Origin of the sequence: Nocardia sp. CA-290969 (genome assembly GCF_050936135.1) — a bacterium.
Lineage (GTDB): Bacteria > Actinomycetota > Actinomycetes > Mycobacteriales > Mycobacteriaceae > Nocardia.
Genome location: NZ_JBNJNJ010000001.1, coordinates 828,445 through 844,099 on the forward strand (window position 1 = coordinate 828,445; position 15,655 = coordinate 844,099).

Consider the following 15,655-nt stretch of genomic DNA (forward strand, 5'->3'; position numbering starts at 1 on the left):
TACTGTCTCGGGGAGGTAAGAACTCGTGAGTGAAGAACCTGCGCCGCGGCCGATGGCCAACTTGTTGAACGCGGCGAACGAAGGACAGGTCTCTGTTCAGATGACGCCCGAGGAATTCATCTACCTGGACCGTGACTGTGAGACGTTCAAGTTGGCGATCCGTGATATCCAGCGTAAGGCGGAGCAGATATCGCAGCAGGACCACTGGGGTCTGGGTGAGGCCAACGACTCCTTGATCTCCGCACGCGCAATGGTCGGGCGCTACAAGGTGAAAGCCAAAGGCGCACCGGATGGTAATGCTGTCTGGGAGATCATGGAGCAGCATTATCTGATCGTTGAGGACATCCAGAACGTCTATCGCACCATCCGTGACCGGATCATCGAAGCTGATAGTGAATGGGCGGCCGCGTACAGCTCGGTGAGCGCGAGCCTGCCCGAACGCCCGCCCGTCGTGGTGGCCACTGGCCGCCCGCTACCGGATGGATCCGCCGGATGAGCAACGTACCGGAATACGAGAACCCGATCATCGGGCTCGGCGGGGAGAACCCGAAAGAATGGGACCACGAGCGCATCAAGAATGCCTTCGACCCATTGGTTGTCGACGATGCGAAAGCCCAGTCCGACAAGTACTGGGAGATGCGCGTGTCGTGGGAGGAAGGTGTGGAGACCTTCATCCGGTCCATCAACACCTCGCTTGCCCAGGCTTGGTCCGGCCCGGCCGCCGAGCAGTCCAGGCAGGCCATCAAGGACTACGTGGACAAGCATGCACGTCCGGTGACTCCTGCGCTGGAGGCGCTGTCCAATGGGATCGCCAGTGCTGTCGATGCCATCGTGACCATGAAGAAGAGCGTCGGCAACCCTTTGGACGTCACCGGCTTGGACGGATTCACCAATTGGCTGTTCAGCGAGGACGAAGCCGAGCGGCGAACCCAGGAAGCCCGTACCGCGATGACTACTCACTATGTCAATCCGTTCGGGGAACTGGACACCTTGGTTCCCGTCGTTCCGATTCCGGTCGGGCCGACCTCGACTACCGATATTCCCGCACCTCCGCCGGGAGGCTATCCCACGGGGACCGGAACGCCCTCCACCCCAGGTAGTCCCACCGGCACCACACCCGGGGAAACGCCCACGGGTGAGACGCCCGGCACACCGGAGGATGAGACGCCAGGCGAGACACCCGGAGAAGAGACAACCCAGCCGAGCACAACGACTACTGGCCAGACACCGACGACTCCGACCGGCGCCGAGCCGCCGGGATCCACCACACCCACGGTTCCGGCAGGGACCACTCCGGCCGGCGTCACGACCGGTTCGCCGTCGGGCACACCCGGTACCCCCGGCTCCCCGGGTAGCCCGGAAACTCCTGGTCCAGGGCGTACGGTCCAGGGCACTCCGAGCACGGCCCCAGGGACTCCGGCGGCCACCGCCACAACAGCCGGGGCGCCAGCGGGAACTCGCGGTATGGCTGGTATGCCAATGGGTGCGGCGGGAGCCGGTCGTGGTGCCGGGCAGGACGACGAATCGAAACGCTCCACTCCCGACTATCTGATCAATCAGGAGAACACCGACGAACTGCTGGGCGAGCTTCCGCCGACGATCGAGGGCGGCGTCATCGGATCCACTCCCGAGTGACACCCGAGGATTGGTCGCGGCCGGGATGACGGCCGGCCACCGGGCGCTTCTGCTCCGGCGTGGACGCGCCCGGGTATCGGATAGTCGCCGGAATCGTTTGGATCGTATTGGGGAAAAGGAACGAAAATGTCCGAGTGGACCTGGGAGCCGGATGATTTCGCGGCACTGTGGTACAGCGACGCCTATGACCGGTTCCCCAGCCCGCTGCGCTATACCAGCAGGTTTGCGTTCAACGACGAACTTCGGGCGCATGAGCTCGCGGTGCGGGAGCGGTATTCGAGGGAGGAACGTGCCGCAATCCAAGTGGCGCTGGATACGCTCGGTACGTCCCGGATGCAGCTTGTGATCTTCGGAGGCACCGTCGCGCACAAACGCAGTACCGGGCGCGACGATATGCGTAACTACCGAATAGTGGGCGCCCGCACCGATATGCATGCGGTGACGTTGAGCCAGGCCGGGAACAACGACGATTTCGGATCGATCACGGTGCGGTTGTTCCGCCCCGAGAACTTGGCTTCCCGTTTGGTTTCCGCGCTGCCGGGTTGCGCACCGGGGTCCGCCGAACCTGCGACGTTTCATCCCGAGGATATAGGACGGCGGACGGAGCAGTTCGAGGATCCACGGCGGACTCGAGCGCGTGAGGCCTACCGCCGGCTGCTCGGCCGCGAAGCCGACGGCGGCGGGTGCGCGGTCCTGCGCATCGGACGGCACGACGCGGCCACAGACCCGATTCGCACGCTGGAGTGGTACGACATCACCGGCGACGGCCGCTACATCGAACATCGGGGCAACCACGTCACCGTGCGTCCGGCCATACCCGCCGAATTCACCCGGCACTTCACTACCTGGCTGGATTTCGCGTGGAACCGATTGGAAGAGGAGTGCGCCGACGCCTGGTGAGCTTCGCCGCCGCGCCTGTCTCGCAACACCTAATGCACCGCCGGCCGAGGATTGTCCACGGTCTGGACCTCTGTGACCGATCGCCACGGCGCTCACCGGGCGGAACTCGAATCGGGGCAGGTGGTGCGTAGGCGCAGCAGCGCGGCGTGGTTGGCCTCGTCGAGGGCGAGGGCGGCGGTCCAGAGAGAAGCATCCAGAGAGTCGGGTATCCGCCAGTGCTCGGGGGCTACCGCTGGGATGCGCAGCAGGATCGGGTCCAGCCCGGGCATATGGCGGGGGATCACCGACCACCACTGCCGGCCGGTCGCGTCGATCGTGACCGCGGCGATGAGATCGCCAGGTGCGGGAAGCTGTGCGGCGGCGGTGCGGACGGGTGCCGGTATGTGGTGATTGTGCGGGTGGTCTTCGAGCTGATCGGCGAAGACCGGGAACGTGAACCCGAAACCGAACATCCCGGGGCCGAGGATTTTGCGCAGGCTCGCGGCCTTCAGATGTATCGGATTGGGATCGTCCGGGCCGCGGTCATGGGCGAGATCCACTCCGACGCAATCGGAGTGGATGATCCGGCCGTCGAAAAGGAACCCGTACAACATGGGCAACAGCCCGGCGGGCATGGCGAGCAGATAGCGCGCGGTGATTTCCGCGACGGATTCGTCGTCTGGATAGCGGATGGCACTCATCCGGTGTGGCTCTCCGGTACGAGAGCCGCCCAGAACTCGTGTCGGATCGCATCCCACAACCCGGAATGCTCCGGGAAACGTTCGCGCATTTCCGCCAGATCCGGGATATAGGCGCCGGTGGACAACTCCAGTGGTGCGCCGGAGGACAAGCGTACCTGCAGGATTCGGATATGACCGCGATCGTGACGCCAGGCGGCGAGCCAGCCGTCCGCCTCGGTGTATCGGGTAGGTGGGTTCGGGGCGGAATGTGAGAGCCACAGACCAGCTTCTTGGTCGTCATCTCGCTGGGTTCCTCGGCGACCTCGGACCTGTGCCCTGTCCGACGGGAGATGGTGGGTAACACGGCTTCCGTGCTCAACATGCTCGCACGTGGCCGAGCGAACATCGGCAGTGACGACGGGGGTCCGATCTGTCTGTCCGTAGGCGCGTATCCGGAGCAATGCTCCTTTGCGCCAACGGCTTCCGCGTATCTCAGGCATGTGGTTATATTGCTGCAGGTCAGTGCCTTGGAATATCTCGACGAGAGACCGTCGCAGGATCGGTGGATATGCCCAGCACAACGCTCAGGGCAAGCCTTCGATGATTCTCGAACTGAGAAACGCCGAGCGAATTCGATGAGAAACAGGGGAGGAGCTATGCCGAGCAAGGCGGATCTCAGCGGCACTGCACTGCCGCGCCGACAACTGGGGCGGGCGTTGCGCGACGCTCGTCACGCACACGGTTCCACACTGGAGCAGGTGGCACGGGATTGCGAATTCAGTCGGGCACCCCTGAGCCGGATAGAGCTGGGTCAGTACGATCGGATCAAAGCCCGTGAGGTCGAGCACCTTTGCCGGTACTATTTTCTGCCAGAAGATCGCACCCAGTATCTGGTCGCGTTGGCGACGCAATCGACCCCAAACGTCTGGTGGCACGAATCTCGGCACTTTCTCAACGACAACTTCAACTCGTATCTCGAGCTCGAGTCGTACGCCACCGAGTTCAGGATCTATCACTCACTCGTAATTCCCGGTCTGCTGCAGACAGCAGACTACGCCAGCGCAGTCTTCAGTGCATTTGCACCTGACGATCCGCCCGCAGCGATCGATAAGCGGGTCAAGCTGCGTATGCAGCGCCGTGCACGCATTATTCAGCGGCGATGTCATGCCCGGCTCGAGTTCATACTCCATGAGAATGTATTGCACACTGTGGTCGGCTCGAACCGGGTCATGGCTGCCCAGTGTCGGCAAGTCGCGGACCTGAGCACCCGTGAGAATTTTGTCATCCGGCTGATGCCCTTCACAGCGGGACCTCCGTTGGGAAAGGTTATTCCGCCGTTCAACATTCTCGACTTTCCGGACAGCGAGCCTTCCGTGGTGCACGCCGAGGGGGCTCTCGGATCGATGACAGTCGAGGATCCGGACGAGGTGAAGAGTTATCGCTCGCTGTACAACTCCATCCGGGACGGCGCCCTTGACGAGCAGAGTACTCGAGATCGTCTCAGGAAATTAGCAAGGAGATATGACCAGTGACTGGTGATCTATCGGGTGCGCAGTGGTTCAAGTCGTCGTACAGCGGGGGGGATGACGACTGTGTCGAAGTTGTCTGGCTCGGCACCGGGCAGGTCGGTGTCCGCGATTCTAAGCTTCCCACCGGTCCCGCGCTGATGTTCAGTCCCGCGGAATGGGCCGCTTTCACCACTCATATGAAGGGAAACGGAGGCCCCCGACTTCTGTGCTGATCAGCGGCGGTTGGATTCTGTCGCCGGAGACATGTTTCGCGGCCCGGCTCAGGTCGCGGTGCTGTCCTGACGACCGGTTGCGCTGGTCGTCGTCCTGCCGTGGCCGGAGGGGCGTCCGTGCGGTAGCGTCGGCACGTTCGCTGGTTACAGAGGGAGTTTGTGATGCTGGGGGTGGGTGCCGCTTTCGCCGGATACCGGGTGGAAGGGGTTCTGGGTCAGGGTGGGATGGGGACCGTGTACCTTGCCCGCCATCCACGTCTGCCGCGCAGTGTGGCGCTGAAACTGTTGAACCGGGAGGTGTCTACCGATCCCGAATTGGTCCGGCGGTTCGAGCGTGAGGCCGATGTCGTCGCCCAGCTGGAGCATCCCGGGATTGTGGGAGTGTACGACCGCGGTGCCGATGACGGCCACCTGTGGATTGCTATGCAATACATCCGCGGTACCGATGCGGCGTCGTGGAAAGCCACGGAGCAGTCGCCCGCGACCGTGGTGCGCCTGCTCACCGAAACCGCCTCGGCGCTGGACTATGCGCACAGTCGCGGCGTCCTGCACCGCGATATCAAACCGGCCAATATTCTGATTGCCGAGGCCGACGAATTCCGCGAAACACACGCGATTCTTACCGATTTCGGCATCGCTCGGCTCACCGACGCAAACAATACGAAGATCACCGCCACGGGCACCTTCACCGCGACCCTCGCCTATGGGTCGCCGGAACAGTTGTCCGGGGATAACGTGGATCATCGCACCGACCAATACTCCCTGGCGTGCACTTTGTTCGCGATGCTCGCCGGACAGCCGCCGTATGCGTCGACGAACCCGGGACAGGTCGTCATGGGGCATATTGCACAGCCGGTGCCGCAGCTGACCGGATTCCGCACCGACCTGCCCACCGCAATGAATACGGTGCTGGAGCGGGCAATGGCCAAGAACCGTGACGAGCGGTTCGCCACCTGCGGTGAATTCACGGCCGCGGCCATGGCCGCGCTCGAGGGCCGGCATATCGCGGCCGATCTCGCACGTTCGGCACCGACCGCATTCAATATGCATCCGAACGGCTACGGGGTACCGAGCCCGCAACAGCCGTATGTGGGGCCCGGACCCCAGGCCTGGGGCGCGCCTATCGCACAGCCCGACCCGTATGTGGACGAGATCGATGATCCCGAAGTGCTCTTCGGTCCGGCGCCCCCGAAAGGCACAGCCCTCGCCGCAGGGATCGCGACACTCGTCATCGGGCTGGTGTTCACGGTGTTGTCCGTTGGACTTCTTGCTGTGACGATTGTCGACTGGGAATCGATTTCTACGGACAGTGACTTCGCCCTTATTGTGCTGTTGATCGTTGTTTTCATGATGCTGATGTTCCTGTGGAGCACTGCGGGTTTCATGCTGCTGGCGGGTAGAAGGGCTGGTCGGGTACTGACCATCGTCTGCTCGCTCATCGGCGCACTGTTCGGTTTCGGTGCGCTCATCTTCGGCCTGGCCTCCGGCTTCACCGTCCTGCCCTGCATCGTGACGTTCGGAATTCCCGGCGTTGTGTCGGCTATCGGCCTGATCTGCGCCTCGGCGCGCGCGACGGGGCATTGGGTCGCATATCGCACTGCCGTCCGCATTGACAAGTATGGGTACTGAAAGCCGGGTTCTTCGACCAGAGGTCGAGAAGAATGCCGAGCAAGTACTGCCCGACGTATCAGTGGGCTGATACGTGTAGACGCTCGGCGCTCTCGATGTTTCAGCGGCACGGTCGTGCAGATCATTCGAGCCGTCAGGATGCGCCCCGGCTTGCTCAGAGCTCCGGCAGCGCGTCACGCTGGGTCGCTCGGCCGGATTCCTGTTGTCGCCGTATTCCGCCAGGATGGCGCTCCACAGTTCGAGTACACATGACCGGCCTGTCGGAGGTTCGCTCCCGCCGCAGGAACCAGACCTGCTCCAGGTCCCTTGTTAGGGCGGCGTCTCCCTGGACTCTCTATCTTCGGTGCGGACCGAGGCTCTGGCCTCCGCAGCTTGCGCGAGTACGCTCGGCACCTCTTGCCGCGCAGGTCATGCGTCCCGGGCCCAGACGACGCGAGCGACGCGAAGGGCTTCGACATGGTATTCCGGTAGCTGTTCGCCGGACCAGTACACCTCGGCGACGCCGTGAGCGGGGCCGCCTGTCGGCAGGTTCGAGGCGGGGTGGAGCATCGCGTCCGGGGCGAATTCCACGAGATAGAGCCACGTGGCCGGCCCCGGGGCCGCAGCGTGTGCCGGTCGCCGGTAGGCCCGGGAGAGTGTGCGGGCGCCCGGCAGATGGGTCGAGTACTCGACGATCCGGGCGTCTGTTTCGGTGGGTTCGGGTACGTGTGCGCCGGAATCGAACACGTAGTTGCGGGGGATCACGGTGGTGCGCGGGATTGCCTCGTTCTCGTGTGGCTCGACCTCGGCCGCGGACAACAGGACCGTGCGTTCTTCGTCGGTCAGCGGCACCCGGTGCTCTACCAAGTACCCGACGAGGACATCGCCCATCATGGTCTCCTCGCCGACGAAGAGATACCCGTGAAGGCTGTTCAGGGTTTCGTCGTCGATCCGGCTCGCGAGGCGCCGGAGTAGGTCGAGGATGGGGTCGGTCACCGGTCCTCCTCAGGTACTCGGCTCCGAACAGCCGGGGGCAGCAGCCCCCGCGGGTGCGCTCGGCTCCTCGAATACGTCGATGCGGATCATCACGGTTGCGGACTTGCGATGCGAACCAACCCCGATCTGCGGCCGGAGTCACCGGGGTTCAGTTGTCCGCGAGCGTTACCTGCCTGCCGTTCAGTGGCTGGACCGGGCGGTTGGTGTGGTGGAAGAGGGAGCGGTAGCGGTCGAGTTCGGAGTGGCTCACGGGGAGTGGGGTGCGCAGGACGGTCCAGGAGACACCTTCGGTGCACGGCGGGGTGGTGAGCGAGCCCGCGTAGCGGAATTGAGCGCGGTGGGCGGGGACCAAGGTGCGCAGGTCCACCGGGCCGATTCGAGTGGTGGAACCGAGGGTTGCGGGCAGGGCGGTGAGCAGGGGCGCGAACGGGGAACCGCTGCCTGGTTCCAGGAGTATCGCCAGCACCGCGAGGGCGCCGGCGGCGTCTTTGTGGACGAGGTGGAATTCCATCTCCACGCCGCGTCCGTCCACGGTGTGTTCGCCGGGGGCGTGGAAATGGAATTGGGACAATTCGTACGGGCGCCCGGCGATGAGGATTCGATTCCCATTTCCGGTGGAAAGGTTTGTTTGCACGGTATGTCCGTTATTGACCGATTCGGCCATAGGAAGCACGTTGTATTCGATATCGATGTGCTCGTCCGGATGGGATTGGGTATGCGACGGTAGGTCGATCGGCGATTGCGCGTGCCCGGTGGCGCAGGTGCGGTAGGTGCGGTCCAGTTCCGCCCAGTGGCCGGGCCCCTCGGCCTCGTAATCCCAGTGTGCGGGGGTATCGGTGCGGTCGCGCGAGGCGACGAGGGTGACCGCTGCCCCGCCGGCTGCCAGCGCGGCCACGGCGGCGAACGCGCGGCGGCGGGTGAGGGCGGGACGGGTGGATGAATCGGTTTCGGGCACCGGTGCCTCCTTGTGCGGCGACAGCCGTGAGGTCGATCCGCTGACGCCGGTGTGGATTCGCGCCCACCGGATCACGGGCTGCCGGTTCCACCGGAAGCGCCGATCGTGCGAATTATCGAATATCGCTGCGCTTCCGGTGATTTCGTTCACCGGAAATGATAAGTGGGTGCCCACCGGGTTACCAGAAAAGGAGACAGTGATCCTGCACTCGTTTCCGGCGCAATTGCGTTCGAATCCGCTGACCTTGTCGGTGTGTATCCGGCAGCATCGGCCTCGTGCGCGCTTGAGCCGCACAGCAGTAGTTCCACACAGTTGGCGGGACTTCTTCACAGCTCTGACAGCGCGTCGCCCTGGGGTTGTCCGGACGGAGTCCGGGAGCGGCCGGGTTTGGCGAGGACGGCGCTGCAGAACCCGAGTGCGCACAGGGCTGCGGCTATGGTCAGGGGAGCCGCTGCCCAGCCGCCGGCGGAATGCTGGGTGAGAGTGGCACCGGCGACCGCTGCCGCCACCGTGGCGCCGATCTGGCGGGTGGCGTTGAGGATGCCGCCGACGGCCCCCGTGGCGTCCGGTGGTGCGTGGTCGACGACGAACCCGACCAGCGCCGGCAGGGTCCAGGAGATTCCGAGACCGCACAGCAGGAGTCCGATGCCGAGCACGATCGGCCGGTGATCGCCGGCCAGCGCGAACGCGGTGACGCACAGACCGGCCGGGAAGGCGGCGAAACCCATCCGGATCGGGTACAACGAGCCGTACGCGGCGGCGAGGCGGGCGGTGAGCGGCGGGTTCAAAGCCACGAGAAGGGTCATCGGCAGTAGCGTCGTGCCGGCTTCCACCGCGGTGGTGTGGAGTAGGAGCGGGAGGGCGAAGAGGACGGTGGTGAGCGCGTAGTTGACGACCGCGCCCCAGCCGAAGGCGGTCCACACAGCGGTGTTGTGGCGCAGGGTGTGTGGGATCAGCGGCGCAGCCGACCGCCGGTCGATCGCCGCGGTGCCGGCGGCCAGGGCCAGTGTGACGCAACCCAGAAGGCCCGCGAATGGCCAATTGCGTTGCCCGGCTTCGGTGATGGTGAGAGTCAGCGCCGCGAGACCGGCCGCCAGGCCGAGGTGCGGAAGCCAGGAGATCGGGCGTTCGTGGTGCGGAGTAGAGATCCGGGTCCGGCACAACAGAAGAACGACGGCCGCCAATGGGGCGTTGATCACGAAGATCAGCCGCCAGCCGTCCAATTCGATGAGCCGGCCGCCGAGAACCGGACCGGCCGCCATGGCGGCTCCGCTGATCGCCGCCCACGCGCTGATCGCGCCGCCGCGCGGGCCGGGTTCGGGGTAGAGGCTCGCGATCAGCCCGAGGGAGCTGGAGACGATCGCGGCGGCGAATACACCGAGCAAGCCGCGGCACACGAGGAGGGCGGGGAGGCCGTGAGCGCAGGCACACGCCAGGGAAGCGGCACCGAATCCGATGACTCCGGCCAGGAAGAGCCGATACGCACCGAGCCGATCGGCGAGGCTGCCGCCGAGGACGAGCGTCGAGGCAAGGGTCATGGTGTAGACGGTGGTCGCCCAGCCGACACCGAGAATGTCGGTGTCCAGCGAGGCGATCAGGTCGGGTTCGGCCACCGCCAGGACGGTGGTGTCGAGAAGCACCATGAAGTAGGCGAGTGCGATGCCGATGAGCCGGGTCGTGGTGCGGGGTCGAGAAAGAGCAGGTGGGGCGGACACGATTCTCCCTGAACCGTTGACGACAGGACGGTGCACCACGATCCGCCGCCGCGACCGGCCGCTCGACCGGCGCAGCCGTATCCCTGTTCGGAATATCCGAATACCGGCCTACGGTGACTCCGTGGACCTCGATCAACTCCGCACCGCCCTCGCGCTGCTGCACCATCGGACCGTCAACCGGACGGCAGCCGCCCTCGGCCTGGCCCCCTCCTCGGTATCCGACCGGGTACGCCGGCTCGAAGCCGAACTGGGTGCGCCCTTGTTCACCCGTGACCGGACCGGCATGCACCCGACGGCCGCCGGCCGGGCCTACCTCACCGCCGCCGCCTCGGCCCTCGGCACGCTCGACGAAGCCGCCGGGCGATTACCCGACTCGTCCGCTCTCCTCGTCGGGGCGCAAGCGTCCCTCGCCGATGAACTGCTGCCCGCGGTCCTCGACGACCTGCGTACCCGACATCCGGCGATCGACGTGCGATTACGCCCGGATCCCGACCGAGCCCGGCTCCTCACCGCTCTCGACCGTGCCGAGATCGACGCGGTGCTGCTGCTCGATACCGGATCCCACATCGCAGACCTCGGTTTCGCGAAACCCGGCACCACCATGAGCTACCTCGACCTCCGGGAGGTGCCCATGACCACCGTGGCCGCACCCGGGCATCCGCTGCTCGGGCGCCCGGTGGGCCGTGCGGAGATCCGGCGCACCGGCAGCCTGATCGGGCAGGAATCACGCTGCTCCTTCTGGATGGCAACCCAGCGCTGGCTCGGATCCGATACCGACCTGACAGCCGTCGGCGGACTCGCGCAGGTGCGTGAATGGGTCGCAGCGGGGCGCGGTATCGCCGTGCTGCCGGAATTCGCGGTCCGGGCCGACCTGGAAGCGGGCCGCATCGCGATGATCGACGCGCACACGCCGCCGCTGCAGCTCCGGCTCATCTGGCTCGAGCAACGCGCGGCGGCCGAGTCCCTGCGTTCCGTCCTGTATGCGCTGTCGCAAGCCTGACGGAAATCCTGCAACATGCCGGTTCGCGGCCGGGCCACTAGGCTGCCGAGGTGCGCCCTACGCCTGCCTTCGTGAACCTGCTGGACGACGCCGCGTTTCTCTCCCTCGAACACCAGCTGCACCTGGCCGAGGTGCTGGGGGAGCATTCGTGGCAGGTGAACCTGCAAACCAGGTCGTTCACCTTCGACACCGAGCACGGCAGCGTCGAATGCACCGACTTCCATTTCCTGGGTACCGCGGCGCCCGGCGCGGGGTCGTGGCTGTGGTCGTGGGCGAATCGGTCCGGGTTCCCGGAATCGGTTGCTACGCTCGCGGCTTCCGTGCGGGATTTCGGGATCGAGCACGGGATCGGCGAACTGTCCGCGCCGGAAATACCGTTCGACAGCCTTCCCTTCGATCAGCCGGAGCCGTATCAGGTCGCGGCGGTGCAGAGCGAGGCGGTCAAGGCCGTCACCGGTCGCTGGACCAGCTACCAGGGCCCGGCCGGTGACGACGGGACCCGCGCGGCATTTATTGTCGAGCATCCCGATTTCCGGCTCCCGCCCGCCGAGGGGCCGCGGATCATGCGGACGCTGAGCGAGGGGTTGTCCGGACTGGCGCTGTACGATCATCGCCGCGCGCTGAACAGCTACCTGTCGTTGCGCGGTCTGAATCCGGCCTTCGCGCCGGACGAGAGCCGGTTGATCGTCGAGTCGGCGGTTCTCGTCGGCACGATCGAATTCGACGAGCACGGCCGCGCGGCCTCCCTCGCATTGACGGTGCCCGGGGCACGATAGCGGGCGGACCGGGCTGAGCCCGATTCCGTCGCTGCTTGTCCTCGAGGTCTGGGGCGGGAGCCGCGTGCGCCGGCGCGTACCGTCGATACGGTTGCCGATACGCGAGTGCGCACGAAAGGCCGAGCCGGTGGAAGAAGAGGTTGTCCGCAACCCTGGGCCGCACAGGCCGGACGACGAGGCGATGATCGCCTTCATGTCTCGTATGCGGGATGAGATGACGCGGTTCGTGATGGAGTACGAATTCGCCGTGAAGGAACTGCTGACCAAGGTCACCATCCTGCGGGAGGAATTCCTGCACCTGCATCATTACAACCCCATCGAACATGTCACGTCCCGGGTGAAGTCACCCAGCAGCATCCTGCGGAAAGCCATCCGCAAAGATATTCGCCCCGAGCTGCCCGGACTGCGCGATCACATCACCGATATCGCGGGCGTCCGGATCACCTGCAGCTTCATCGCCGACACCTACCGGGTGCTGGATGCGCTCACCGCACAGGACGACGTTCGCGTGCTGACCGTCAAGGACTACATTGCCCGGCCCAAACCGAACGGCTACAAAAGCCTGCACGCGCTACTGCAGATCCCGGTGTTCCTGTCGACCGGGCCGGTGAACGTGACCGTCGAACTCCAGGTGCGCACCGTCGCCATGGACTTCTGGGCGACCCTCGAACACAAGATCTTCTACAAGTACGACGGAGACGTCCCCCAGCGCCTGATCGACGATCTCGCGGACGCGGCGGCGACGGCCGCGGAACTCGACCAGCGGATGGAACGGCTGCACACCGAGGTGCACGGCGCGAACGGTGACCGGGGACCACAGTCCGATATCGATGACGACCTGCTCAGATACCTGTGGGAACACGTCCGGACTACCCGGATGTGACGGCCGTCCGTCTCGGGGCGGGACCGGTCGGCTCGCCGGTCCCGCGTTGAAGCGTGGCGAGGAACTCGTCGGTGCTTGCGACGTCCTCGCGATCGTAGGTGCTGACACTCGCGAGGATCTCGGTGGCGCCGGTTCGCGCCAGCAGATCCGTGAGCGAGTCCGCTACCGCGTCGGGCGTGCCGGCGACGGCCGTGGACATCCAGCCGCGGACGGCATCGTACTTCTTCGCACTCGCGCTGCCGAGCAGCCGGCGTACTTCCGCGACAGGCCGCAGCGCGCGGAACTCGCCGACGTCCCGGGAGTCGGCGAATGCCCACGCTTCCGGCAACAGCAGGTCGCGGGCGCGCTCGGTGGTCTCCGCGACGGCGATATCGACACTCACCATGAGGTACGGCTCCGGTGTGCGGGGGCCGGGACGGAAGTCGCGGAAGTAGGCGTCGATCTTGTTCGCGTCCCGGATCAGCGGGCCGCCGATCACCGCGGGCAGGCCGAGCTCGGCGGCGAGAGCCAATCCCGCTCCGCTGGCGAGCAGCAGCACCGGTGGCGGCTCGACCCGGGGCCGGACCGTGATATCGGCGCGTCCGTGCAGATAAGACCGGATCTCCTCGAGGGCGGCCGCGTACTCGCCCGCACGCAGGGCCGTCCGCCCCAGCGCCCGCCGGACCGGAGCGGTGAACCCGAGGGAACCGCCGAGGCCGATATCGACTCTGCCCGGATAGAGCGATTCGAGCAGCAGCGCCTGTTCGGCGATCACCAGGGGACTGTGATTGGGGACCATGATCCCGCCGGTCCCGAGGCGGATCGTGTGTGTGCGTGCCCCGATCGCCGCGAGCAGCACGGTGGGAGCCGCACCGGCGATACCGGGGACGGCGTGGTGCTCGGCCGTCCAGAACCGGTGAAATCCGAGCTCTTCGGCCCGCCCCGCACGGTCGACCGTTGCCGTCACGGCGGCCGCATCGGTCTCACCGGTGCGCGTCCGTGCGCGGTCGAGCAGAGAGATACGCATCAGTGATCGTCTTCCCTGCGGTGGCGCACGGTGTCCTCTTTCGGTGTCGAACGGCCGGATCGTGGCGACCGGGGCCGGCGATCCGTGGCGCGGTGCCGCGCTCAGCACCTGTCCGAACGTTCCGCCAGGCCGCGGGATTCCCCGCCGCGGGGCCTCGAGATGAACCGCGGGTGAGGCGACGGGCCGACGACGGCGGTCGGACGGCCGTCACCGAGGGGCCCCGGGTGCGTGTGGGAGGATGGTGATTCGCAACGGAGGGAATCGACCGTGGTCATGGGCATGGTGCTGGGCGATGAGCGCGCGCGCTTCGGCGCGGGAGCGTTGGGCCCTGTCCGCGCGCTCATCGACGGATAGCCCCTGCCGTACTCCCGCATCGAAGCGATGCCGAACCCGAGGCACCTTCGTCCCACAGGAGTACGACATGACCACGATCACGTGGACCGAGAACGAATCGACCCGGACCGCGCGCTGGCATTCGGAGAACGGGTCCCCGGCGCCCGCCGAGGTCGTCGTCATCGACGACCGCACCACCGCGAACGCCGCGCACCGGCTGGCGAAGGCCGGGAAGGGCCTGCTGTGGCGGGGCGATTTCCACAATGCGCGTCAGCTCGTCCGAGCGCTGGAACGCCGGCAGCGGAAGCCGCGGACCACGCCGGGCGGGACCGATACGGCGTCCCTGTTCGACAGCCACCGAGCCGCGCGGGCGGCCCGCGCGGAACTGCTCGGCCGGGTGCTGGTGGTGCTCGAACCCGGCTATGACCTGGGGCTGCGCCGGGCGCCGGACGTCCGGCAGGCCTGCGATCACGCCTACGGCGCCGGGGCCGAGCGGATATGTGTCTCGCTACCGGAACTGCTCGGCGTGCTCGGCGCCTATCAATGGCACCTGAACGGCGTCGAGATTCCCGCGCTGGGCGCACGAATCCATCCGGACTACGGTGTCTTCTCGCCCGTGCGTGGCGAATACATCGATCTCGTTGCCCGGGCGCCGTTTCCGCCGGATAACGGGCAACCGGTGGTGTTCGATCTCGGCACCGGAACCGGTGTGCTCGCCGCGGTGCTGGCCCGCCGGGGTGCCCGCGTGGTGGCCACCGATATCAACCCCCGCGCGGTGCGCTGCGCTCGCGCGAATCTGCGCCGGCTCGATCCGGCGGGCCGGGTGCGGGTCGTGGAGGCCGATCTGTGGCCGGACGGTCGCGCCGATGTGATCGTCTGCAACCCACCGTGGCTGCCCGCCCGGCCGACCTCCGACCTCGAGCTGGGTGTCTACGACCCCGGTTCCGCCATGCTGCGCCGCTTCCTCGCTGGTCTGGCGGATCACCTCGAACCCGGCGGCGAGGGCTGGCTCGTACTGTCCGATCTGGCCGAGCACCTGGGGCTGCGCACCCGCGACGAACTCCACACGTATATCGCCGGCGCGGGTCTGCGCGTGGCCGGCCGCTACGACACCGCCCCGCGACATCCACGAGTCACCGACACCGCCGACCCACTGCACGAAGCGCGGCGGCGCGAAGTCACCTCGCTGTGGAGGCTGGTGCCGGAAGACGGTACCGGAGAACAGATTTCGTCCGCAGTCTGAATTGAGCGAGCCGGTAACAGTAGTGCCCCCGGTGGGAGTGCTGCGGATGCCCGCCCGGCCCTTGCTCTGATATTTTTCGCCCGCGGAGATGCGGTGGGTGGGATGGCGTCATCGAGCAGCCCCGACGTCTCCCGGTCGGCCCGGGAACCGCCACCGGGGGCACTGTCGCAGTTCTGGCTTTTCGGTCGAGTCCGGTGGCGTTTCG

General features: G+C 66.2%; 16 protein-coding genes. 10 read left to right on the top strand and 6 right to left on the bottom strand.

Translation table 11 applies throughout. The features are described 5' to 3' along the window. Window positions 1–25: 25 nt before the first annotated feature. The 3 genes from ACQEVO_RS03905 (at window position 26) to ACQEVO_RS03915 (ending at window position 2,535) form a co-directional block, all read left to right on the top strand. Window positions 26–496, top strand: coding sequence for a hypothetical protein (locus tag ACQEVO_RS03905; protein ID WP_432908947.1), 471 nt, complete (start codon window positions 26–28; stop codon window positions 494–496). Then, window positions 493–1,635 carry a WXG100 family type VII secretion target gene (locus ACQEVO_RS03910; RefSeq protein ID WP_432908949.1) on the top strand — a complete coding sequence of 381 codons (1,143 nt, stop codon included), beginning with the start codon at window positions 493–495 and terminating at the stop codon, window positions 1,633–1,635. The genes ACQEVO_RS03905 and ACQEVO_RS03910 overlap by 4 nt, the downstream gene beginning before the upstream one ends. Window positions 1,636–1,761: 126 nt before the next feature. Next, window positions 1,762–2,535 carry an ESX secretion-associated protein EspG gene (locus ACQEVO_RS03915; protein ID WP_432908951.1) on the top strand — a complete coding sequence of 258 codons (774 nt, stop codon included), beginning with the start codon at window positions 1,762–1,764 and terminating at the stop codon, window positions 2,533–2,535. Window positions 2,536–2,627: 92 nt separating this feature from the next. Here ACQEVO_RS03915 and ACQEVO_RS03920 read toward each other — a convergent pair whose 3' ends face one another. Next, window positions 2,628–3,215 carry a hypothetical protein gene (locus tag ACQEVO_RS03920; RefSeq protein ID WP_432908952.1) on the bottom strand — a complete coding sequence of 196 codons (588 nt, stop codon included), beginning with the start codon at window positions 3,213–3,215 and terminating at the stop codon, window positions 2,628–2,630. Then, a complete protein-coding gene (locus tag ACQEVO_RS03925; protein ID WP_432908954.1) occupies window positions 3,212–3,364 on the bottom strand; it encodes a hypothetical protein in 153 nt (50 codons plus the stop codon). Before ACQEVO_RS03925 ends, ACQEVO_RS03920 begins: the two co-directional genes overlap by 4 nt. 486 nt (window positions 3,365–3,850) lie before the next feature. Between ACQEVO_RS03925 and ACQEVO_RS03930 the strand changes: the two genes are divergently transcribed. The 3 genes from ACQEVO_RS03930 to ACQEVO_RS03940 all read left to right on the top strand — a co-directional run bounded on the left by ACQEVO_RS03930 (window position 3,851) and on the right by ACQEVO_RS03940 (window position 6,564). Continuing rightward, window positions 3,851–4,726 (top strand): helix-turn-helix domain-containing protein, encoded by an 876-nt coding sequence (locus ACQEVO_RS03930; protein ID WP_432908956.1) that lies wholly within the window; start codon window positions 3,851–3,853, stop codon window positions 4,724–4,726. Further along, window positions 4,723–4,935 (top strand): DUF397 domain-containing protein, encoded by a 213-nt coding sequence (locus tag ACQEVO_RS03935; protein ID WP_432908958.1) that lies wholly within the window; start codon window positions 4,723–4,725, stop codon window positions 4,933–4,935. The genes ACQEVO_RS03930 and ACQEVO_RS03935 overlap by 4 nt, the downstream gene beginning before the upstream one ends. Window positions 4,936–5,097: 162 nt before the next feature. Continuing rightward, entirely contained in the window at window positions 5,098–6,564 is a 1,467-nt protein-coding gene (locus ACQEVO_RS03940; protein ID WP_432908960.1) for a protein kinase domain-containing protein, read from the top strand. A gap of 408 nt (window positions 6,565–6,972) precedes the next feature. Here the strand turns inward: ACQEVO_RS03940 and ACQEVO_RS03945 are convergent, their stop codons facing one another. The 3 genes from ACQEVO_RS03945 to ACQEVO_RS03955 all read right to left on the bottom strand — a co-directional run bounded on the left by ACQEVO_RS03945 (window position 6,973) and on the right by ACQEVO_RS03955 (window position 10,209). Then, on the bottom strand, window positions 6,973–7,539 hold the full coding sequence (locus ACQEVO_RS03945) for a hypothetical protein (RefSeq protein ID WP_432908962.1): 567 nt from the start codon (window positions 7,537–7,539) through the stop codon (window positions 6,973–6,975). 148 nt (window positions 7,540–7,687) lie between these two features. Further along, window positions 7,688–8,494, bottom strand: a complete 807-nt coding sequence (locus tag ACQEVO_RS03950) for a carbonic anhydrase (protein ID WP_432908963.1) — start codon at window positions 8,492–8,494, stop codon at window positions 7,688–7,690. Between the two features lie 326 nt (window positions 8,495–8,820). Further along, on the bottom strand, window positions 8,821–10,209 hold the full coding sequence (locus ACQEVO_RS03955; RefSeq protein WP_432908964.1) for an MFS transporter: 1,389 nt from the start codon (window positions 10,207–10,209) through the stop codon (window positions 8,821–8,823). A 121-nt stretch (window positions 10,210–10,330) separates the two neighbouring features. Between ACQEVO_RS03955 and ACQEVO_RS03960 the strand changes: the two genes are divergently transcribed. From ACQEVO_RS03960 to ACQEVO_RS03970, 3 genes are all read left to right on the top strand, one after another. Continuing rightward, window positions 10,331–11,209: a LysR family transcriptional regulator gene (locus ACQEVO_RS03960; protein ID WP_432908966.1), complete on the top strand. Its 879-nt coding sequence runs from the start codon at window positions 10,331–10,333 to the stop codon at window positions 11,207–11,209. Between the two features lie 50 nt (window positions 11,210–11,259). Then, entirely contained in the window at window positions 11,260–11,985 is a 726-nt protein-coding gene (locus tag ACQEVO_RS03965; RefSeq protein WP_432908968.1) for a DUF6882 domain-containing protein, read from the top strand. Window positions 11,986–12,178: 193 nt separating this feature from the next. Further along, entirely contained in the window at window positions 12,179–12,868 is a 690-nt protein-coding gene (locus ACQEVO_RS03970) for a GTP pyrophosphokinase (protein ID WP_432908970.1), read from the top strand. On the opposite strand, the gene ACQEVO_RS03975 is transcribed toward ACQEVO_RS03970, so the two are convergent. Continuing rightward, window positions 12,855–13,874, bottom strand: coding sequence for an MsnO8 family LLM class oxidoreductase (locus tag ACQEVO_RS03975; RefSeq protein ID WP_432908972.1), 1,020 nt, complete (start codon window positions 13,872–13,874; stop codon window positions 12,855–12,857). The two genes, ACQEVO_RS03970 and ACQEVO_RS03975, sit on opposite strands and share 14 nt — an antisense overlap. Window positions 13,875–14,295: 421 nt before the next feature. Between ACQEVO_RS03975 and ACQEVO_RS03980 the strand changes: the two genes are divergently transcribed. Further along, window positions 14,296–15,450, top strand: coding sequence for a methyltransferase (locus ACQEVO_RS03980; RefSeq protein ID WP_432908974.1), 1,155 nt, complete (start codon window positions 14,296–14,298; stop codon window positions 15,448–15,450). Window positions 15,451–15,655: the final 205 nt, after the last annotated feature.

Coding starts and splice junctions, on each gene's coding strand:
- ACQEVO_RS03910 (WP_432908949.1), top strand. CDS start 493: ATGAGCAACGTACCGGAATACGAGAACCCGATCATCGGGCTCGGCGGG.
- ACQEVO_RS03915 (WP_432908951.1), top strand. CDS start 1,762: ATGTCCGAGTGGACCTGGGAGCCGGATGATTTCGCGGCACTGTGGTAC.
- ACQEVO_RS03920 (WP_432908952.1), bottom strand. CDS start 3,215: ATGAGTGCCATCCGCTATCCAGACGACGAATCCGTCGCGGAAATCACC.
- ACQEVO_RS03930 (WP_432908956.1), top strand. CDS start 3,851: ATGCCGAGCAAGGCGGATCTCAGCGGCACTGCACTGCCGCGCCGACAA.
- ACQEVO_RS03940 (WP_432908960.1), top strand. CDS start 5,098: ATGCTGGGGGTGGGTGCCGCTTTCGCCGGATACCGGGTGGAAGGGGTT.
- ACQEVO_RS03970 (WP_432908970.1), top strand. CDS start 12,179: ATGTCTCGTATGCGGGATGAGATGACGCGGTTCGTGATGGAGTACGAA.
- ACQEVO_RS03975 (WP_432908972.1), bottom strand. CDS start 13,874: ATGCGTATCTCTCTGCTCGACCGCGCACGGACGCGCACCGGTGAGACC.
- ACQEVO_RS03980 (WP_432908974.1), top strand. CDS start 14,296: ATGACCACGATCACGTGGACCGAGAACGAATCGACCCGGACCGCGCGC.